The organism is Leuconostoc sp. LN180020, from assembly GCF_014844115.1.
Classification (GTDB): Bacteria; Bacillota; Bacilli; order Lactobacillales; family Lactobacillaceae; genus Leuconostoc; species Leuconostoc citreum.
Genome location: NZ_CP039736.1, coordinates 456,923 through 478,837 on the forward strand (window position 1 = coordinate 456,923; position 21,915 = coordinate 478,837).

General features: G+C 39.1%; 18 protein-coding genes and 1 riboswitch. Of the genes, 2 read left to right on the top strand and 16 right to left on the bottom strand.

Annotation, left to right across the window (positions count from 1 at the left end):
• Nucleotides 1-2 precede the first annotated feature (2 nt).
• The 12 genes from FAZ25_RS02385 to FAZ25_RS02440 all read right to left on the bottom strand — a co-directional run bounded on the left by FAZ25_RS02385 (nt 3) and on the right by FAZ25_RS02440 (nt 12,731).
• Entirely contained in the window at nt 3-1,034 is a 1,032-nt protein-coding gene (locus tag FAZ25_RS02385) for an ABC transporter permease (protein ID WP_012305021.1), read from the bottom strand.
• A gap of 11 nt (nt 1,035-1,045) precedes the next feature.
• Nucleotides 1,046-1,960, bottom strand: coding sequence for an ABC transporter permease (locus FAZ25_RS02390; protein ID WP_004899602.1), 915 nt, complete (start codon nt 1,958-1,960; stop codon nt 1,046-1,048).
• A gap of 86 nt (nt 1,961-2,046) precedes the next feature.
• Nucleotides 2,047-3,681: a peptide ABC transporter substrate-binding protein gene (locus FAZ25_RS02395; protein ID WP_192269769.1), complete on the bottom strand. Its 1,635-nt coding sequence runs from the start codon at nt 3,679-3,681 to the stop codon at nt 2,047-2,049.
• Between the two features lie 187 nt (nt 3,682-3,868).
• Nucleotides 3,869-4,528: an amino acid ABC transporter permease gene (locus tag FAZ25_RS02400; protein WP_004899606.1), complete on the bottom strand. Its 660-nt coding sequence runs from the start codon at nt 4,526-4,528 to the stop codon at nt 3,869-3,871.
• Between the two features lie 9 nt (nt 4,529-4,537).
• Nucleotides 4,538-5,179, bottom strand: a complete 642-nt coding sequence (locus tag FAZ25_RS02405) for an amino acid ABC transporter permease (RefSeq protein ID WP_004899607.1) — start codon at nt 5,177-5,179, stop codon at nt 4,538-4,540.
• A complete protein-coding gene (locus FAZ25_RS02410) occupies nt 5,179-6,045 on the bottom strand; it encodes a transporter substrate-binding domain-containing protein (protein WP_004899609.1) in 867 nt (288 codons plus the stop codon). The genes FAZ25_RS02405 and FAZ25_RS02410 overlap by 1 nt, the downstream gene beginning before the upstream one ends.
• A 47-nt stretch (nt 6,046-6,092) precedes the next feature.
• Nucleotides 6,093-6,830: an amino acid ABC transporter ATP-binding protein gene (locus tag FAZ25_RS02415; protein ID WP_004899615.1), complete on the bottom strand. Its 738-nt coding sequence runs from the start codon at nt 6,828-6,830 to the stop codon at nt 6,093-6,095.
• A gap of 235 nt (nt 6,831-7,065) precedes the next feature.
• Complete coding sequence (locus FAZ25_RS02420; protein WP_048801842.1) at nt 7,066-8,013, bottom strand: YdcF family protein; 948 nt, start codon at nt 8,011-8,013, stop codon at nt 7,066-7,068.
• A gap of 17 nt (nt 8,014-8,030) precedes the next feature.
• On the bottom strand, nt 8,031-9,128 hold the full coding sequence (locus FAZ25_RS02425; protein ID WP_048801843.1) for an aspartate-semialdehyde dehydrogenase: 1,098 nt from the start codon (nt 9,126-9,128) through the stop codon (nt 8,031-8,033).
• A 34-nt stretch (nt 9,129-9,162) separates the two neighbouring features.
• The gene (alr, locus tag FAZ25_RS02430) at nt 9,163-10,275 is read right to left on the bottom strand and encodes an alanine racemase (RefSeq protein ID WP_004899619.1); all 1,113 of its coding nucleotides are present in this window, start codon (nt 10,273-10,275) and stop codon (nt 9,163-9,165) included.
• A 78-nt stretch (nt 10,276-10,353) separates the two neighbouring features.
• A riboswitch (Lysine riboswitch) is annotated at nt 10,354-10,521 on the bottom strand.
• 14 nt (nt 10,522-10,535) lie between these two features.
• Entirely contained in the window at nt 10,536-11,015 is a 480-nt protein-coding gene (locus FAZ25_RS02435) for an isopentenyl transferase family protein (protein ID WP_004908529.1), read from the bottom strand.
• A 159-nt stretch (nt 11,016-11,174) separates the two neighbouring features.
• The gene (locus FAZ25_RS02440; protein WP_004899624.1) at nt 11,175-12,731 is read right to left on the bottom strand and encodes an ABC-F family ATP-binding cassette domain-containing protein; all 1,557 of its coding nucleotides are present in this window, start codon (nt 12,729-12,731) and stop codon (nt 11,175-11,177) included.
• Between the two features lie 100 nt (nt 12,732-12,831).
• Between FAZ25_RS02440 and FAZ25_RS02445 the strand changes: the two genes are divergently transcribed.
• On the top strand, nt 12,832-13,164 hold the full coding sequence (locus tag FAZ25_RS02445) for a VOC family protein (RefSeq protein ID WP_040189756.1): 333 nt from the start codon (nt 12,832-12,834) through the stop codon (nt 13,162-13,164).
• 39 nt (nt 13,165-13,203) lie between these two features.
• On the opposite strand, the gene FAZ25_RS02450 is transcribed toward FAZ25_RS02445, so the two are convergent.
• The 4 genes from FAZ25_RS02450 to FAZ25_RS02465 form a co-directional block, all read right to left on the bottom strand.
• A complete protein-coding gene (locus tag FAZ25_RS02450) occupies nt 13,204-13,602 on the bottom strand; it encodes a helix-turn-helix transcriptional regulator (protein ID WP_192269771.1) in 399 nt (132 codons plus the stop codon).
• Nucleotides 13,603-13,774: 172 nt separating this feature from the next.
• A complete protein-coding gene (locus tag FAZ25_RS02455) occupies nt 13,775-15,058 on the bottom strand; it encodes a chloride channel protein (protein ID WP_004908538.1) in 1,284 nt (427 codons plus the stop codon).
• 27 nt (nt 15,059-15,085) lie between these two features.
• Complete coding sequence (locus FAZ25_RS02460; RefSeq protein WP_040189754.1) at nt 15,086-15,766, bottom strand: EAL domain-containing protein; 681 nt, start codon at nt 15,764-15,766, stop codon at nt 15,086-15,088.
• 419 nt (nt 15,767-16,185) lie between these two features.
• Nucleotides 16,186-17,103 carry a GGDEF domain-containing protein gene (locus FAZ25_RS02465; RefSeq protein WP_227005674.1) on the bottom strand — a complete coding sequence of 306 codons (918 nt, stop codon included), beginning with the start codon at nt 17,101-17,103 and terminating at the stop codon, nt 16,186-16,188.
• Nucleotides 17,104-17,379: 276 nt separating this feature from the next.
• Here FAZ25_RS02465 and FAZ25_RS02470 point away from each other — a divergent pair, with 276 nt between their 5' ends.
• A complete protein-coding gene (locus tag FAZ25_RS02470) occupies nt 17,380-21,897 on the top strand; it encodes a glycoside hydrolase family 70 protein (RefSeq protein ID WP_048801845.1) in 4,518 nt (1,505 codons plus the stop codon).
• Nucleotides 21,898-21,915: the final 18 nt, after the last annotated feature.

Below are 21,915 nucleotides of genomic sequence, written 5' to 3' on the forward strand. Positions count from 1 at the left end.
TCTTAATCTTCACTCGCACGTGGGTCAAATGCATCGCGTAGCCCATCACCTAATAGAATGAACGCTAGCGAAATCAAAACCAACATGACGGCAGGAATTAATATTTGATAAGGATAGAATTGTAACATTGCTTGCGCATCAGCAATCAATGAACCCAATGAGGCCGTTGGTGGCTTAACACCCAAGTTAATGGCAGACAACACAGCTTCAAACATAATAGCATTCGGCACAGTCATCATGACTTGAACAATAATTGTCCCAGCCATATTCGGAATAAGGTGTTTAATAGCAATTTTTGTTGAACTTTCACCCAGTGATTTTGCGGCTAACACATAGTCACGTTCCTTCAATGATAGTGTCATGTTACGAACCTGTCGCGCCATACTTAGCCAGCCAGTCATAGCAATCGCTAAAATAATAGACAGGACACCACTGCCAAGTAGTAACCCAAGCATTGTGACAATAATCAAGTTTGGGATAGATGATAGAATTTCGATAATACGTTGCATGACATTATCAATCCAACCACCTTTCCAACCGGAAAAGACGCCATAAGCAACGCCAATTAATAAGTCAATCAGCGTAGCGACAATAGCAACTAACAATGAAATACGCAGGCCAACAATCACACGTTTTGCAACTGATCGACCAATGTTATCCGTACCCAAAATAAATTTCTTGCCGTCTGGTACGCCTTGTGAGGCGTAGACATCAGTTGCTGAATTGTCACCTGGTGCCTTGATTTTCCCATCCCAACCTGGAATAGGTAATCCTGAATTTGGTGGTAAGTTCTTATAAACACCAACTTTATCAGAGTTAAATGAATTAGCCGCTTTTTGCGGTACTAAAATATTAGATACCACTGCAAACGCCATAATAAAAATTAAAAACCACATTGAAATGACCGCTAGCTTGTTAAGCTTTAGTCTACGCCAAGCATCTTGCCAAAACGACAGAGCCGGCTTTGCGATATGTTCGTTGGCATCAGAGCTTTGTGCGCCAACGATGACAAAATCTTCAGTATTTGCTGCCATCATAAGCCTCCTTATTGCAAACGAACACGTGGATCAACAATTGCTGTTAAAATATCTGTAATCAGAATCATTACCATTAACATTGCAGCATAGACAATCGTTGTTCCCATAATTACCGGAAAATCCTTTGACGGAATTGACAGCACAAATTGCTGACCAATACCCGGGATGGAAAAAATTTGTTCAATCAATGTTGAACCAGTTAGCAAAGCCGCTGCCATCGGTCCAATCAAAGTCAAAACAGGAATCATTGAGTTGCGATAAGCGTGTTTATTAACAATTTCTTTATCACTTAGCCCTTTAGCCTTGGCTAATTGTACATAGTCTGAACCGAGCGACTCAATCATTTCCGAACGAACAAATCTCGTTGTCACTGCCGCTGGGCTGGCAGCTAAAGCTAATGTTGGTAATATTGTCTGCGAGAATGTACCCCAGCCAGAAACTGGGAACAATGGCCACTTAAAGCCAAACAAGTACACAAGAATAATACCCAAAATAAAACTTGGTACAGAAATCCCCAGCGTTGATAAAATACCAGATACGCCATCAATTTTGTTGTTCTTATTTCGAGCAGAAATAGCACCCATAAACAAACCAGCAATAACACCTACGACCAAGGCTTGTGCCCCTAACTGAGCAGATACAGGTAACCGCTGGCCAATTAGCATGCTAACAGGTTGGTTTTGATATTGGAATGAAATACCAAAATCACCATGAGCTGCACCAACAAGATAATTCAAATATTGTTGCCAAAGTGGTAAGTCTAACCCATAAGTGGTTTTCAACTGTGCCAATGCTTCGGGTGTCAATTTGGGGTTGTTAAACGGTGTTCCTGGCATAATTTGCATTAAGAAGAACGTCGCTGTAATAACTAAAAACAGTGTGAAAATCATCAACACTAGTCTTTTTAAAATGTATTTCCACATAATATGACTTCCTATAATTAACAAAATAAGAATTAACTGACGTCAATCCTTATTTATCCATTCAATATAATTAATTATAACAGTGTTTACTTCTTCACTGCCAACTTCCAGTCTTGATTCAAACCAGTCGTATTAATAACCATCCCTGTAACCTTAGGATTCTGCAATGAGTATCCTGAGCGGAAATACAGTGGGTTAATGTTGCTATCCTTAAACAAAGCGGCTTCAGCGGCTTTGTAGTCCTTATCACGTGCTGATTGGTCAAGAACATCAGTTGTTTCGGCCTTCTTTACAGCGCTTGTGTAAGTTTCATTCTTGAACTGGCCATTATTATATGAAGCACCGTCCTTGAACAAATCATAGTAAGTTGAACCTTCAGGATAATCACCACCCCAAAGCGTTACTACAACATCAAAATTTTGTGTTTGAGAATCTTTGATACGCTGTTGGAATGGTACCAGTTTTTCGTTTATTTTCAAACCTGGCAATGCTTTCTCCCAAGAACCTTGAAGATAGTCTAATGTTGATTTTGCTGCTGGACTGTCAGCATCAGAAGTAATTGTCAAACTAGCACTCTTTTCGCCCAACTCTTGTAAACCTTCTTTAAACAAATCGGCTGCTTTCTTAGCGTCGAAAGTATAACCTGGTGCAACATATTTAGCTAAATCTCCACCAGAAGAAGTTTTAGCTAAGTCTTCCGGTACTAGCCCACTTGCTGGTGTAGAAATACCAGATGTCACTTGATCTGTTAATTCTTTTCGGTTAGTAGCCAGATTCAAAGCTTCACGAATCTTAGCATTAGACAGGAATTTGTTTTTTCCTGTTTGATTATATTCTAAGAATGCCGTTGTTGCCTCTGGCGCCTTTACAGCATCTTTATTATTTTTATTTGCCTTATATAATTCCGGTGTATTTGCGATTGAAACACGGTCAATTTTGCCCTGCTTATATAATTGCACAGCAGTATCAGGCTTTTGAACGACTTGAACATCGATTTCTTTTGTTTTAACATTCTTGGCATCCCAATAATTGTCATTTTTCACCATTTTGAATGTGTTGTTCGTACCATTCCAACCTTGTACTTTATATGGGCCAGAATAGAGTGTTGTATCAGAATTAGTAGCATACTTCTTGCCTTGCTTATCAACATAACTCTCTTTTTGTGGCATGAAGTTAGTAAATGTTAACAAATACTCAAATTGTGGTAATGGTCGCTCTAATTGGAACGTGATTGTATTACCTTTTGCAGTAACACCTAATGTATTAACAGCTGCTTTACCGGCAGAAATTTGATCAGCATTCTTTACACCAGAAGCCAAATAGGCATATTGAGAAGCTGTCTTTGGATTAACAATACGCTGCCACGTATAGACAATGTCTTGAGCTGTCAACTTTGAACCGTCAGACCACTTCAATCCATCTTTCAAAACAACTGTATATGTCATACCATCTTTCGATGCTTTAACAGATTTGGCCAATTCTAGTTGTGGCTTCCCTTTTGAATCAACACGCATCAAGTTAGCACCTGAGTTACCAATAATTGTACCTGAATAAGTGTCAGTATTCTTAGAAATATCCAATGTCTGAATTGGTGTTGGCAATTGGAATGACAAATTTTTGGCACCATTTGCTGAACCGCCCCAGAGGCCTGCAGCACGTGTACCGGCACCGACAACGACTACTGCTGCTGCACCAATGGCTACCTTTTTCCATGTTTCCATAGCATATATCCTCCCGAGATATAATTGTGTTATTTTAAGCTTCTTGATTAACAGATATTAGTATACCATGTGTAATTCTCATATACAACTAATTATTTGTTATTTTTTTGAAATAATAAGTATTTAACACGTTTTTATTAGATTATTAACATAATATTTAGTCCATTATTACGGACTAAATACCACTTTATGCTAACTTATGATCAGCCCATCTGGCAATTAGCGACAAACCATAATTCAAGACAAAGTAGACTAGCGTGATTGCCACTAATACAGGAATAATGTAGGTTGAATTTTGTGCATAGATAATTTGACTACGATATGTCATCTCAGCCAGCACGATTCCCATTGCCAAACTTGTATCTTTCACCAGTGAAATGAGTTGTGAAATGATTGGTGGAATCATCTTTTTGTAGGCTTGTGGCAGAATAATATAAATCATTGTTTGCATATTACTTAATCCGTTAGCACGGGCACCTTCAAACTGGCCAATATCAATTGACTCTAGTCCACCACGAACAATTTCAGCTAACATGGCAGATTCAAAAGTACTCATAGCCACAACAGTTGCCCAAAAGATTGGTAAGTGAATACCTATTTTTGGTAAAGCAAAGTAGACAAAGAAAATAATTAGTAGCAACGGCAAGTTTCGAATAACATTGTTAATCGTCCCAACGAATTTAGAGAAATAAGGCAATCGCTCAAATTGGATGATACCAACAACAGACCCGAAAATTAAACTTAAAATAACAGATATAATCGACACACCAACAGTAATTCCAAGTCCACCTAACAAGTACATGACATTCTGTGGTGTGAAGGCGCTAAAAATTCCTAATGTAACCATAATTCCTCCTTACGCCGCGTGCTTGAGCTTACGCTCAAGATGTTGCATGTAATAGCTTAGTGGTAGTGTAATAATTAAGTATAAAATACCAACAATGATATAAGTACTAAAAGTTTCAAATGTATTAGCGGCAATCATATTACCTTGATACATTAAATCCAGACCACCTACGAAAGCTAGTATCGATGAATTTTTGACTAAATTAATAAATTGGTTGCCTAGTGATGGTAAAGCCACTCGGAACGCTTGTGGCAAAATAATGTACTGCATAGCTTGCGCAAAAGACAAACCATTTGCACGGGCGCCTTCCATTTGCCCACCGTCAATTGATAAAATGCCTGCACGAACTGTCTCGGCAATGAACGCAGATGTATAAAGCATCAATGCAATTGTTCCCGACATAAAGCCGCTCATTTTAACGTATTTTGATACGACAAGAAAGAAGAAAAATGTAATAATCAACAACGGAATATTACGAAATACTTGCACATAGACATTCCCTACCTTGCGCACCCACTTTTTAGGCACAATTTGCATAATGGCAAAAGCTGTGCCTAAAATCATAGATCCGACCAAGGCAATTAAGCTAGATAGTAATGTGTATCCGAACCCTTGCATAAATGTTGGAAAATTATTTTGTAATAATGCCATTACTTCGCCTCCAAACTGTGCCAATCAAGCCCTGGCACATCACTGAACCATTTTTTAACGAGTTGATTATAGACACCATTTTCCTTAATTTTGGCTAATGCCTTGTTTGCTTCGCGAATCATCGGCTTTTGATTGTTATCAAAAGCAATACCATAAGGTCCATGCGTGAATGTGCCACCAGCTATATGGTAGTCAGGGTTTTCTGTTGCGAACCCGTATAAAATCGCATTATCTGTTGACATCGCTTGTCCTTGTCCACTCTTGAGCGCCTGCATACCAGTCGCATAATCCTGTACAGCTAACACCTTAGCTTTTGGCGCAAACTTGGCAATTTCTGTTGCGGCTGTTGTGCCGACCACGACAATGATTGTATATTTGCTATCATTCATATCCTTAACAGAATTGATGCCAGAATCTTTTTTAACCAGAATTGATTGTCCCGCATCGAAATATTGGTTCGTAAAATCAATGATTTTCTCACGCTCAGGTGTAATTGTCATTGTTGACACAGAACCATCAATATTGGTGTTCTTAATCAATTGCATTTTCGACGAGGCAGACACCGGTACGAATTCTGCAGACATTGGCACGCCGGTTTGCTTAGATATTTGTACTGTTAATGCTTTCGCAATATCAATATCAAAGCCTTCTGGTTTACCTGTCTTGGTGTTCATTAGACCAAATAACTTTGTATCAGCTTTAACACCCCATACAATACGACCAAGTTTTTCAACACGAGCTAACGTATCTTGATGCGCTTCGTTTTGCTTAGCTGTGGCTGTTGCCCACATTAAACCGAGGACAATAACGGCAGCTAAAACAATTGTTGCGATAATACCAAATTGTCTTTTTTTAGCTTTTTCCATAATAAGTTACACGTTTAGATGAACACTAAACGTCCCCTCCTCTACTTTTAATGATCAGCAACTTGACTCAAGAATTGCTTTGCACGTTCTTCCTTAGGATTTTCAAAGAATTCTTTAGTTGAACTATCCTCCAAAATTTCCCCATCTGCCATGAAGATAACACGGTCGGCAACTGCCTTAGCAAAGCTCATTTCGTGAGTCACGACAAGCATTGTCATCGAAGAGTCTTTAGCAATATCTCGCATGACATCTAAAACATCACCTATCATTTCAGGATCCAACGCTGACGTTGGTTCATCAAACAATAACGCTTTAGGCTTCATAGCTAGTGAGCGTGCAATTGCTGCACGTTGCTTTTGACCACCAGATAGTTCAGAAGGCATATTGGCAGCTTTATCTGCTAAACCAACTTTTTCAAGTAGCGCCATTGCTTCACGCTTATTTTCAGCCTCATCACGCTTCAAGACCAAACGTGGTGCTAACATGACATTCTCAATCGTTGATTTATTATTGTATAAATTAAAATGCTGAAAAACCATGCCAACATTTTTACGGATACGATTCATATCAGTCTTGGGATCGTGTAAGTCAAAACCATTAACCAGTAATTGCCCTTCTTGAATTTCTTCTAAGCCATTCACCGTGCGAATCAGTGTTGATTTTCCAGATCCAGATGGTCCAATTAAAACAACCGTCTCACCTTCATCAATTTTTAAATTGATGTTTTTTAATGCGTGAAAATTACCGTAGTACTTTTCGACATTCTTGAATTCAATCATTGACATGAGTAGATTCTCCTTATTCTCGTCGGTGCGCCATTAGCAGCACACGGTTTAACAACAAAAAGATAGCACACCAAAACGCTACGACCAGTTTTACAGCATATCTATCCTATTCTTGCTCTAACTCTCATTATACCCGTTTTAAGGCATTTAGACCAAGAGTATGGTAGAAAACATGACATTACAATGTGAGTTTTTTAACATCAGAAATTGTTTGTTAATCTGACCCACCCCAATATCATAAATAATTAATGAGCCAAGCTATCAAAATCCATGCGCTAGCCAAACAAAGGTGACGCCACTTGTTAAGACTCATTACCCCTGCAAATTCTCGTAGAAATGCTGTCATTCGGTAACGCCATACCACATCACCACCGCGACCTTGTGCTTGTACATTTTGTTTTTGCGCAAGCAATACTGCCCGGAAAACGTGATAATCACTGGTATAAAAGGTGAACGCTTGATTTTTCAATAGCTGATTACTGTATTTGATATTTTGATATGTGTTACGTGACTTATCTTCTAAACGTGTTTTTGAGATAGGTACTTGGTAGGTTAAAACAGCCCAATCGCGCATCGCTTTTGCTTCGCTCACCAACTCATCTTCACCCTGTCCGCCGGAAAAAATTATTATTGGATATATCGACATCAATTTTGCATCAGTTACCGCCGCACGAATTCTTGCATCAACAATCTTTCCAATCTTATAACCGTCAACCAAACCGCCACCTAAAACAACTATCGGCCCTTGCTTTGGTGCTTTTGTCACAACACTGTAGACTAAACTACTGATCAAAAAACGCATAAATTGCCAAACAAAATAAAATAATAACCAGGCTAACGTCCATCTCATGACCTGCCAATAACTCGTGACGATGAGCGCTACCGTATAAATACTAGCAGCCATAAAAGTCAGATAGTCACGCGATTTTTTCCAACTATACCAACTCATGCTGAATAATAATAAAAGACCAAAAATAACCGCAAGGGCCCCTACACAACTACCAAATCGATACCACACCAAACGATCGAATTGACCGAAGTACAAAACGCCTAGACTTAAGAACAGAACAATAAAAACCCCGTACGTGCCGACTGTCATCGTTGCGGGGTTTTCTCTAATTTGGTAGTATGACCCACCAATTAATAATACGATAAAAATAAAATAAACGATGGCTTCTTCCATAGGGCTATTGTATCATTTTAAAGCGTTTCAAATCTGTTTATTTCATTTTTAGGCACACGGACTAGGTCCAAAGCAACTAATCGTTCTGCAATTTGGACTGTATTCCAAGCAGCACCTTTTAATAAATTATCTGAAACAACCCACATATGAAAAGCATCATCACTTTCTAAATCTGGCCTTACACGGCCAACAAAGGTTTCACGCTTACCTTCAGCATGAATTGGTTGTGGATAAAGTTGCGATTTTGGGTCATCTTCTAACACGACGCCGGCAGCTTGACTAAGCGCCTTTTGAATACCTTCAGTTGTTGCACCAGCATGATCATCAGTTTCAAAGTAGACCGTCTCACCGTGACCAATTGGCACTGGTACACGTACAGCTGTTCCAGTCACTTTGACAGCCTTGGAATTCTTATCCCCAAACATAATCTTTTTTGTTTCATGAATCATCTTCCATTCTTCATGAGTATAGCCATCTGCTTCAAAAACATCAATCTGTGGCAAAAGATTATATGCTAATGGATAATGCTTTGCCGCACCTTTAACCGGTAAAATGTTTGCAACCATCTCTTCACCACGATTATAGGCATCTGTTTGTGTTTTAAGTTCTTCCAAAGCCGATTGTCCGGCACCAGAAGCCGCCTGATAGGTTGATACGATGACACGGCGTAAGCCATAAGCACGACGAATAGGTTCCAAAGCAACAACCATTTGAGTCGTCGAACAGTTTGGATTAGCAATAATTCCGTGATGATTGTTCAGTGCTGCCTCATTAACTTCTGGCACCACTAAGGGCACATCATCATGCATACGCCAGTAACTTGAATTATCAACCACAACTGCACCACGCTTAACTGCTTCTGGTGCAAATTGATGTGATACTGCACCACCACCTGAAGCTAAAACTAAATCAACATCATTAAAACTTTCTGGCGTTGTGGCTTCCACGGTTAATGCTTCGCCCTTGAACAGTAATTTCTTACCAGCCGACCGAGGTGAAGCTAATAATTTCAAATGCTTAACCGGTACCTTTGATTCTGCCAGCTGGGCAATTAAGCGTGTCCCAACAGCCCCTGTTGCCCCTAATATTGCTACATTATACTCACGCGCTACCATCTTACCATTCCCTCCCAGGTTGTGTTTCTCTCATCTAGTCTACTAAAATACGATGTAACCGATCTTGCATTCCGGTCATGATTTCCCACGGTGCCAGATCTGCATGCTGTGCGACATCTTCAATTGTGTTTTCTAACCCACCATCTTTTCCAATTAATGTCACTTTTGTACCAACTGGATACTCATGTGGTAAACGAATCATCAATTGATCCATTGCAACTTGACCAACAATCGGCGCATATTGCCCATCAACAATGACATGAAAACCAGTCATTTTGCGTAACCAGCCATCACCATAGCCAATTGGGACAGTCCCAATCCATTCATTTTCAGAGGTGGTGTACTTGTGTGAATAACTAATGCCTTCGCCGGCTGGTAATTCTTTCACAAAGTTCATTTCACTACGCAACGCCATCACTGGGGCCAGTTCTCGGCCATCCCACAATTCACCTCTTGATGGTTCGACACCATACAGTACGGTTCCAACACGAATAACCTCATGTGGTACTTCATTAGCATGATACATTGCTGCACCAGAGTTGGCGACGTGATAATATTCTGGTTCTGGTAAACCATCTGTCAACTTATGCCAACGCTGAAGTTGCATATTAAAATAGTCTGTATCAGCCGAATCTGATTCGGCAAAATGTGTGGCCAGTCCCACATAATCAAATATATCTCGATGAGCCTGCACATAGTCAATTGCCTCAGACAATGATTGTCGGTCTCTAAAACCAATTCTCCCCATCCCTGTATCGACACCTAAGGAAACATGTAATCGCTGTTCACCGGTGAGATACTGTGCTGCTTCTTGTAACCAATCAAGTGAGACAACAGTTGCCATAATATGTTGCACTGCCATTAGTTCAGCATACTCGGCGGGTGAAATACCCAAAATTAGTATTGGTGCAGTGATGCGTTCGTGGCGCAGTGCTAGTGCTTCGTCAATAATTGCAACAGCTAAACCATACACACCACCAGCAACTGCTGCTTTAGCTGTTGGAATTAAACCTAACCCATAGGCATTTGATTTAACGGCTAAGAAAATTTTTTCTGCACCCGAAACACGTTTGACAACAGCGACATTGTTTTTTAAAGCTTTTTGAGATATTTCAATTTGCGTCGGACGCGTAATCGCCTCTACCATGATTCACACTCTTTTCTCATAAAATAAAAATCCGCTTCTGCTGGGGGATAGCAGTCACGGATTACACTAAAAACTCGTTTCCGTCATAGCACCCCGCATATGCGACAGTGTAATAGCTATTAACTAGTACCCCAGCTAACTGATATGATAGTATCAGCGCTTCGGCCATATTCCCTTTGACACGTTTCATTGTATCTATCAATACTCCACGTGCGACTCATGTCTATGGCAACCTCTATGATTTTCTCATTGTTTTTATTTTATTCTAATGTTTTTATTTTGTCAAATGCTTTTACTATCTTCACTTTATCACGGTAAGGGGTTAACAATGCCAAAACAGCCAATTTATCGTATCGATACCACTGTTTGAGCCACTTGACATAAGGCCATATCTGTTGGTATTGTCTGGGACCATGATTCATGCGGGTATCTAGCCAACGCGTGATAAGCCGAAAAATATTCAGCCACAATGGCACATCCAAGACATAAATAATATCAGCTGCGCCAAACACGGCTTGCCCATGACGGTATTGAGTGCCTTCAATAATCCAATGGTTTTGGCGTAAGACATGATTTAATTCTGTTTGTCTTTCAGCTGGCGTTTTATGAACATCCCCAGTTACCATTCGATGCCAATTTAACGTATCCAACGCAGTAACAGGGATGCCTGTTTGCTTACTTAATGCATTGGCAAAAGTGGTTTTACCACTCCCAACTGGACCAATAATTCTAATCTTCATAAAAAATGCCACACTATCTCACAATTCCGGTTCCCTGATAGACAGATTCTAACTGCTCGTAATAAAAAGGTCGAGAACGGCTTTATTAGTAGCCTTTCCCAACCTTTTATTATAACTGCACCACCAATTAACCATTGCTGATGGATATACTTACTTATCTTAATCCGTTTCGTTCTTAAAGGATAACGCAGCGACGTTTAATTCGCGATCACCAAAGCCTTTAGTAAAGCTGACTTCGTGGGAAACAATAATAACATTTCCCGGAAATTTATCAATAGCTGAGCGCAAGGCGTTTTTTGTTCCTTCGTCTAAGTGGTTTGTTGGTTCATCAAGAATTAAGAAGTTACTTGGTTTCATCTCCATAATTGCCAATTTAACCTTTGTTTGTTCACCACCAGATAGTTGTTGTAATGGTTTTTGTGCATTTTCTGCATTAATACCCGCCGCAGCAAGACGTGTACGCAGTGCTTTGGGTTCTAAAGTTGGGAAGCGATCTTGCATCTCTTGCAGTGGCGTTTTAGCATCGTTATCCCATTCTAAATCTTGATCAAAGTAGTTAACAATAGCAGATGGTGAAAACTCTGCTTCACCATGTAATGCTGGAATAACACCCAAAATGGATTTAATTAATGTTGATTTACCAGCACCATTAAAACCCTTGAAAACAATTTTTTGGCCGGTCGTAATGGAGAAAGTCACCGGCTCTAGAACAGGTGTCACATAACCAACAGATAGATCACTAACGGTTAATGCATTAGCTGATTGCGAATTGACATAAGGAAAATTAAACTTCGCTTGCAACGTCTCTGATGGTGGATCGATTTTATCCATTCGTGCCAGCATCTTTTCTCGTGACTTAGCTTGTTTGGACGTTGACGCACGCGCTTTGTTTTTAGCAATAAACTTCTGCGCCTTTTCAATTTCACCCTGCTGTTTTTCATACTGGCGTAATTGTTGCTCTGCGCGCTCCTCTTTTTGGCGCATCGCCTTTTTAAATGAGCCACGGTACTTGGTGATTTTTCCAAAGGACAAATCAATAATTGCGTTAGTTACTTTATCCAGAAAGTCAAAATCGTGCGAGATAATTAAAGCAGCGCCTTCATATGTCTGCAAGAAATCTTCCAGCCAGGTAATATGTGCCACATCCAGATAGTTGGTTGGCTCATCAAGAATGATGACATCATCGTTTTCTAATAACAACTTAGCCAAAATCACTTTTGCACGTTGTCCGCCAGACATTTGCTCGAGTTCTCGGTCCCGGCCAATGGCCTCCAACCCAAGACCAGAAATAACGCGTTCAATCTGCGTATCAACATCATAAAATCCTGCGGCATCGAGTTCTTCTTGCATACGACCTGCACGCGTCAACAATTTGTCATTCATGGATTCAGCGTACTCATTGTAAAGCGCAGTGATGCGATCCTGCTTGTCATATAAGTCTTGGTAAGCAGTATGCAAAAAAGCTACCAAATTCATCCCATCTGGTATTTCTGCATATTGATCCAAGTAACCAATTTTCAGACCCTTTTGCCATTCAATCTTACCAGACAATGGTAGTTCTTGGCCTGTAATGATTTTGATAAGTGTTGACTTACCCGCCCCATTTTGTCCAACAATGCCCATATGTTCATTCTGTTGTAATTCGAAGGCTGCGTCTTCGTATAAAGTTTTTTCTGCGTAGGCCATTGAAAGGCCACTTACTTCTAATAATGCCATAAGTTTAAGTTTACCATAAATTATATGTCTGTGGTAATGGATCCTTTGTTATTTAACATCAGTTGAAAATTAACACGATTCCGCTATACTTATAAGTATTATGAAACCACGTAAATTAAACATTAAAACAATTCCAGCAACTGATATCAATCGTGCCTATCGCTTTTGGCGTGATGTTTTTGATTTACCACAATCTGGTCATCAAAGTGGTCGTCATTTAATGTTGGACGGCGAGGATATTATCTTTGTGGTCGGTGAACCCACTGCCAACCTTGAATTACTTGTGCGTGATCATGCAGATGAATTACGTAAACATTTACGTAATAATTTTGTTGATATTATTGGTACGCCAGCACAACGTTTTGGACAAAAAGTTGCTTTTAAAATCAAAGACTCTGAAAATAATATAATCACGCTTGAAGCAAACCTATAAAATAAAAAAGAAGTGTAGTCTTTGATTATCACTTCTTTTTTATTTCAATAGTTTTAACATATCCAATAGTAAACTACTTAGAAAACCACCCAAAATCAAGAAAATCCACCAATAACTCGCTAAAAATTGCCAGAAATTCATACGTCGCCGTATATATTTACCAGTTCTTGGGTCAAACATAAACTCGTGTTTGTCGATTTTATCTACATCAACTGATGTCTCTTCTTGTTGAACCGTACCAAGTACCACAGAATCTAATGATGTCTCTAAAATCTCAGCTAATTTCACTAAATTTGTTAAATCCGGTGTGGCATCACCGGATTCCCATCTAGAAATTGCTTGCCGAGAGACAAATAGTTGATTAGCAATATCCTCTTGTGATAAACCACGTTCTGTGCGCATTCTTTTTAATTGTGTCGGCAATAGAATCGTCATCATCTCACCTCTCATTTCCTTTTGTTATCTTTATTATCAGCTATTCAATCTCAAAAAACTAGCAATAAATAATCAAAAAAACGCAATTAGCAACTAAACTGTGCGCACAGATTAGTTGCTATTACGTTTAAAGATAAGTATAGATATTGTTATATCAATCTTTTACCCAGTTGCGTCATGATTTAGACAGCACTTTCCTAGACACTGCGCTTGATATGATAATCCCCAAAGCCAAAGGTAATAATGCTGAATAATTTAAATGGGTAATCTCAATTAACATGAACATTGCCATAAAAGGCGCTTGCTGAGAAGCTGCCAATAACGTACCTGCGCCTAAAATAGCGCCTTGTCCCACTGAAACACCCGGTAGAAAAAAACTGAGAAGTAGTACTAACACAGCACCCAAGGCACTGCCTACTGCAATTGATGGTGTTAACGTACCCCCAGCAGCACCAGCTCGAATAGTTAACACAGTAATGATTACTTTCAATAATGCGCCACACACAAGCACAACAACCAGATGCATTTGTTGACTATTAATTGCGAATTGCGCCAACGACCGGCCATTTCCCATGATTTCAGGGAAAAAATAGGCAACCAAGCCGGTCATGAGCGCTATGGCTGGTAACTGCCACAAAATACTTTTTGATTTAGTCTGATTTTTTTCAGCCCACTGAAAAAAACGACGGAAAAAACCACCGGCTAAACCAGTCAAAGGCGCTAAAATCAAAATAAAAATAAAACTAGTTAGGGTAAACGTCATATCATGTAATATATAATACGGCTGAAAACCTTTAACAAGTGAACCAATTAGCATTGCAATGGTTGACATGGTTAAACTCACACCAACAGTACGCAATGTCATTTTTTTTAACAACACCTCAACAGAGAAAAACATCCCCGTAATGGGTGAAATGTATATACCAGCAAAACCTGCACCAGCAGCAGCAGTCATTAACAGTCGGCGATCATCTGCTGAAAGTTTGGGGAAATGCCATTTTTCTAACAGATTTTCCCACTTTTGTGCTAAAAGTGCGCCCGCTTCTCGCGGCGCTAATTCACGACCAATTGATCCCCCAGCCCCAACATAAAAAATTTGTGTCATGACATGTAAGGTTGTCTGCCAAAAAGGCATTCGTTCACCGGACAAAGCTTTTTTGATACTAACAGTTGGGACTGTTTTTGTTCTTAACCCCCACCAAATCAGAGCCGCAATAACACCCCCGATTACCACAGAAATTAAGCGATCTATTGGTAACGTATTAATTGGTGCTGGTATTTTTGCTGTTTCTTCATAATGAAGAAAAAAATGTTCTACTACTTCTAACAGCAATGACAGTAACAAAGAACTAAAGCCTACAATAACCCCTAAAAAAATTGTCGATAACGCCAGGACAATATTTTCTGGCTGTTGCCAATTTGGTCTCTCTTCATTCTCTCGTAATAAATTGAATCTCATCCTTGAGATGCCTCATTTCTTAATTGATTATCTGCCCAAATTGTTTGGTGGGCTAAAAAAGAAGCCTTGTTGATAGCTAATGCCAACATCAAATAATTTTTCTAATTGTCGTTGATCATTCACACCCTCAACAATCATCACTACATCATCATCTTGATGCTCTTCTTGAAACTGTTCTAGTCGCTGTTTAACTTCTTGGAATGGCAACTGCTGGACCATTTGATGTGAAAATTTAACCCCATCAATACCTAAGCGGCTCATGACGCAACTGTTAATATGCTTATGCGTATCAACATCATCCAATAAAATACGGAATCCTTGCCGCTTAGCATAACGAATAAACTGTATCAGCGCATGATCCTGACCACTATACTCACGCTCCGTAATTTCTAGTATGACGTGATTGGCAATATCTTTCACATCTTCCAAAAAGCGATAAGTTCTCTCGTATCCTAGTTGGATTGTCTCGAGATTAATTGATATATCACTGTTATCATGCTGCTGCAGTACCACTCTGATTTGTTGCTCTGAAAAATCTAAGAACTCTTCGTTCCCATTTTCTTCAGAAATCGCATCAAAAAAAGCCTGTCCTGGGAAACGGTTCGTCGTGCTATCACGCAATAAAAGCTCATAAAATCCAACTTTAAACTGGCGATAATCATCTAGCACCACAACGGGTTGTGTCGTAAAATAAAGCTTATTTTCCATAAAACGCATCGCCTTTCAATTGGGAAGGTTATTGTGTGCTGCATGTACTATTTGTCTTCGCGCGTATGCGCTTTACGTTGCTTTAAAACATCCAACCACCAAATGACAAATAAGTGAAACATGTATTATTGCTAAAATACATCTATTTTTCAATTATTGAATACTTTTAGATTATATACCAACTAGCCATTATTTATACGATGAATTTTAATTCCCTATCAATTGTCCAACCATTATAAGATATTTTCGACTTCAATCCGTGTTTGTTCTCGACCAGAAGTTTTCGCAACATATAGTAATTTATCCGCAATATCAAAGGTTTTAACTGGATCGAAATCATGATTTGCCAAGTAAGCAATCCCGGCCGAAAAACTAAGTTTTTGATCAAGTGATGCAATATCAACATTGCTGATTGAAGTCTACAAAATATCAAAGAGCGCTTCCATGCTCTTCTCTTTCAATGTCTTAATTGTTACGACAAACTCTTCGCCACCATACCGATACAGCTCAAAATTATTTTCTCCTAGCTCTCGCGTTAAACATTGATGTAGATGTTGAGAAAAAGTCACCAAAACTTGGTTCCCCATACTATGCCCATGTTGATCATTCACTGTCTTGAAGTAATCTAAATCAATCACTGCGATAGCTAATGTTTGTCGGTTCAGCTGTCGTGAACTAAAATCTTTATTTAAATGATATAAGTTATAAAACTGCGTTAATTCATCCTTATTTGCCTGTAATGTCAAGTCGTCAACATCTTCCTTGCGCTCAATCAATGAGCGATTAAAACGATCAACTGCAATTATAAAAAATATTGCTGACATAGTGGCAATGAAGATACCCTGTGCCGTATGCAAGCCATATGCCGGCAAAAAATAACCAAACAATCTTTCTAAGACTAACATCACCACTGCAGCTAAACTCACTTTAACTATTGCTGGTTTTTTGAGAAAACTAATCAACCACGTCGCACCATAATTTAAAAAACCACTAGCAAACACTAATAAAGGTATATCGATAGGTAATGGTTTTTGAAGTATCATGTCCAAATACAGTATGATGACAATAGGTGTTAAAACAAAATACAGACTACCAATGGCCGGACTGATATAATAAAACACCAAAATAGCGAGTAAATAATATAAATAGATATTACCAAATACTAGTTTAGAGACAGATAATAAGCTATATATTGATGGCAAAAACACCACAACCGTAATCAATTGCCAAACCAACGTATTAGGTCTCTCCAGAAAATTTAAAATTGTCAATAGTTTGATGCCTAAGCCAATAACCATTGTCGATAATATCAAGGTACTAATTATTACCGTCCACATAGGTCCTCCCAAAATCCACACATTGCAGTAAAAAACGACACTAACACTACACATTTTATCATATAAATTACATAAAACATATTAAGAAGAATCCTATGATATAGCGCTCTTATCAACTAAAAAAGCGAGCGACCCATTATTTTATCACTTTATAAATATTGTTTATTTTATATGTTAAAGAATTGTTAATCGTTTGTGAAATGATATACGTTCGTAATTTTATAGCTTATAATTCATTTGTTTCAAAGAATAATCACAAATGGAGGAGAGAATGTTTTGATTAAAGAGAGAAATGTACGAAAAAAGCTCTACAAGTCTGGTAAGAGTTGGGTTATTGGGGGACTCATTTTATCGACAATTATGCTGTCTATGACCGCTACTTCACAAAATGTTAATGCAGATAGCACAAACACAGTGACGGATAAGTCAGTTACTGTCTCCAATAATTCGAATACAACCAATCAACACGATACTGTCGTTGACAAACAAACGACACCTGTCAAAAATGACCAAACAACACAACAAATCGCCGCAAATGCCACCCAAGCAGAAAAAGTAAAAGCATCAGACACAACGACTGATACGCAAAAGCAAGCTGAAACGGCAAACAACACTAACAAGGATTCGATAGATAATCTCACCAAGCAGTTGCCGACTGTTACGCCAACAGCTAATCAAAAAACTGGTTATCTGGAAAAAGATGGTAAATGGTACTATGTAACCAGTGATAACACACTTGCTAAGGGGTTGACTACTGTTGACAACCACAAGCAGTATTTTGACAACAATGGCGTGCAGGCAAAAGGCCAATTCGTTACTGATAACAGTAAAACATACTATCTCGATTCTAACTCCGGTAACGCAGTAACCGGGATACAACAAATTGGCTCACAAACATTAGCCTTCAATGACAACGGTGAACAAGTTTTTGCTGATTTCTATACAGCGCCAGATGGCAAAACTTATTATTTTGACGATAAAGGACAAGCAACTATTGGTCTAAAGGCCATTAATGGGCACAATTATTACTTCGATAGTTTGGGACAACTAAAAAAAGGATTTACCGGTGTCATTGACGGTCAAGTACGCTATTTTGATCAAGAATCAGGACAAGAGGTATCAACAACCGACTCACAAATCAAAGAAGGTTTAACTTCTCAGACAACAGACTATACAGCACATAATGCCGTTCACAGCACCGATAGCGCTGATTTCGACAATTTTAATGGTTATTTGACCGCTTCTTCATGGTATCGCCCTAAAGATGTTTTAAGAAATGGTCAACACTGGGAAGCAACAACAGCTAATGACTTCCGGCCCATTGTGTCAGTTTGGTGGCCTAGCAAGCAAACACAAGTAAATTACCTAAACTACATGTCTCAAATGGGACTCATTGACAATCGTCAGATGTTCTCGCTAAAAGACAATCAAGCCATGTTGAATATTGCTTGCACAACAGTCCAACAAGCAATTGAAACAAAAATCGGTGTGGCTAATAGTACAGCATGGCTTAAAACAGCCATTGATGATTTCATTCGTACACAGCCACAATGGAACATGTCGAGTGAAGATCCCAAAAATGATCATTTACAAAACGGCGCTTTGACTTTCGTCAACAGTCCATTGACACCAGATACTAACTCTAATTTCAGACTATTAAATCGCACACCAACAAACCAGACAGGTGTGCCAAAATATACAATTGATCAATCTAAGGGTGGTTTTGAACTCTTACTCGCTAATGATGTAGACAACTCTAATCCTGTTGTGCAAGCTGAGCAGTTAAATTGGTTACACTATTTGATGAATTTTGGTAGCATTACAGCAAACGATTCTGCTGCTAATTTTGATGGGATACGTGTCGATGCTGTCGATAATGTTGACGCTGATTTGCTCCAGATTGCAGCAGATTATTTCAAAGCTGCTTATGGTGTTGATAAAAATGACGCAACAGCAAATCAACATCTTTCAATTCTTGAAGATTGGAGCCATAACGACCCTGAATACGTGAAGGATTTTGGTAATAATCAACTCACAATGGATGATTACATGCATACCCAGTTAATCTGGTCGTTGACTAAAGATATGCGTATGCGTGGTACCATGCAACGCTTCATGGACTATTACCTCGTCAATCGCAATCACGATAGTACCGAAAACACTGCCATTCCAAATTACAGCTTTGTTCGCGCACACGATAGTGAAGTACAAACAGTCATTGCTCAAATTATTTCTGAGTTACATCCCGACGTAAAAAATAGTTTGGCACCAACAGCAGACCAGCTAGCCGAAGCCTTTAAAGTTTATAATAACGATGAAAAACAGGCGGATAAGAAATATACACAATACAACATGCCTAGCGCCTATGCGATGCTGTTAACTAATAAAGATACAGTACCGCGCGTTTATTATGGTGATTTATACACCGATGATGGTCAATATATGGCAAATAAGTCCCCTTATTTTGATGCCATCAACGGCTTGCTAAAGTCACGTATCAAATATGTTGCTGGTGGTCAGTCAATGGCTGTTGATCAAAACGATATCCTGACAAATGTTCGTTATGGTAAAGGTGCCATGAGTGTGACAGATAGCGGTAATGCAGACACACGAACACAAGGTATTGGTGTGATTGTCAGTAATAAAGAAAATCTGGCCTTAAAATCAGGCGACACGGTGACATTACACATGGGTGCCGCTCACAAAAATCAAGCATTCAGATTATTATTAGGGACAACTGCTGACAATTTGTCTTATTATGATAATGACAACGCCCCAGTAAAGTACACCAATGATCAGGGCGATTTAATTTTTGATAATACTGAAATCTATGGTGTCCGTAACCCGCAAGTCTCTGGCTTCTTAGCTGTTTGGGTGCCTGTTGGGGCTGACAGCCATCAAGACGCGCGTACTTTGTCTGACGACACAGCCCATCATGATGGCAAAACCTTCCACTCAAATGCTGCTTTAGATTCTCAGGTTATTTACGAAGGTTTTTCAAATTTCCAAGCTTTTGCCACAAACACTGAAGACTATACAAATGCTGTCATTGCAAAAAATGGTCAGTTATTCAAAGATTGGGGTATCACAAGTTTCCAGTTGGCACCACAATATCGTTCAAGCACCGATACCAGTTTCTTAGATTCAATTATCCAAAATGGTTATGCCTTTACAGATCGTTATGATTTGGGCTACGGTACACCAACAAAATATGGCACAGTTGACCAGTTACGCGATGCCATCAAGGCTCTGCACGCAAATGGCATCCAAGCAATCGCTGACTGGGTACCCGACCAAATTTATAATTTACCGGGTCAAGAATTAGCGACTGTCACACGAACAAACTCTTATGGTGATAAAGACACTAACTCAGATATTGATCAGTCACTATATGTCATACAAAGTCGTGGTGGTGGTAAATACCAAGCACAGTATGGCGGTGCCTTCTTATCTGATATCCAGAAAAAATATCCAGCACTTTTCGAAACAAAACAAATTTCTACAGGGCTACCTATGGATCCTAGTCAGAAAATAACAGAATGGTCTGGTAAATACTTTAATGGCTCAAATATTCAAGGCAAAGGGGCTGGCTATGTCTTAAAAGACAGTGGTACCGATCAATACTATAAGGTTACATCAAACAATAATAATCGTGACTTCTTACCAAAACAGTTAACAGATGACTTATCTGAAACAGGATTTGTCCGCGATAACATTGGTATGGTCTACTACACATTGAGTGGCTATCTAGCTCGAAACACCTTTATACAAGATGATAATGGCAATTATTATTACTTTGATAGCACCGGCCATCTCGTTACTGGCTTCCAGAATATTAATAACCATCACTATTTCTTCCTACCAAACGGTATTGAACTCGTTCAATCTTTCTTACAGAATGCTGACGGTTCAACGATTTATTTTGACCAAAAAGGGCGTCAAGTATTTAATCAATACATTACTGACCAAACCGGTACCGCCTATTACTTCCAGAATGATGGCACAATGGTCACTTCTGGCTTCACTGAAATCGATGGTCATAAGCAATACTTCTACAAGAACGGCACACAAGTCAAAGGGCAATTTGTATCAGACACTGATGGTCACGTTTTCTACTTAGAAGCTGGTAACGGCAACGTGGCGACACAAAGATTTGCACAAAATAGTCAAGGTCAGTGGTTCTATTTGGGTAATGATGGCATTGCCTTGACTGGTTTGCAAACAATCAATGGTGTTCAAAATTATTTCTACGCCGATGGTCATCAAAGTAAGGGTGATTTTATTACGATACAAAATCACGTATTATATACTAACCCACTAACTGGCGCTATAACGACAGGTATGCAACAAATTGGTGACAAGATTTTTGTCTTTGACAATACGGGCAACATGTTGACCAATCAATACTATCAAACACTAGATGGCCAATGGTTACATTTAAGCACTCAAGGTCCAGCAGACACTGGTTTGGTAAACATTAATGGTAATTTGAAATATTTCCAAGCTAATGGTCGGCAAGTGAAAGGTCAATTTGTGACTGATCCTATCACGAACGTGAGTTATTATATGAATGCCACTGATGGTTCGGCAGTATTTAATGACTACTTTACCTATCAAGGCCAATGGTATTTAACGGATAGTAATTATCAACTCGTCAAAGGATTTAAAGTTGTTAATAATAAGCTACAACATTTTGATGAAATAACAGGCGTACAAACTAAATCAGCTCATATCATCGTTAATAATCGAACATACATTTTCGATGACCAAGGTTACTTTGTCTCAGTCGCTTAACTAAAAAAAGCCTACTCA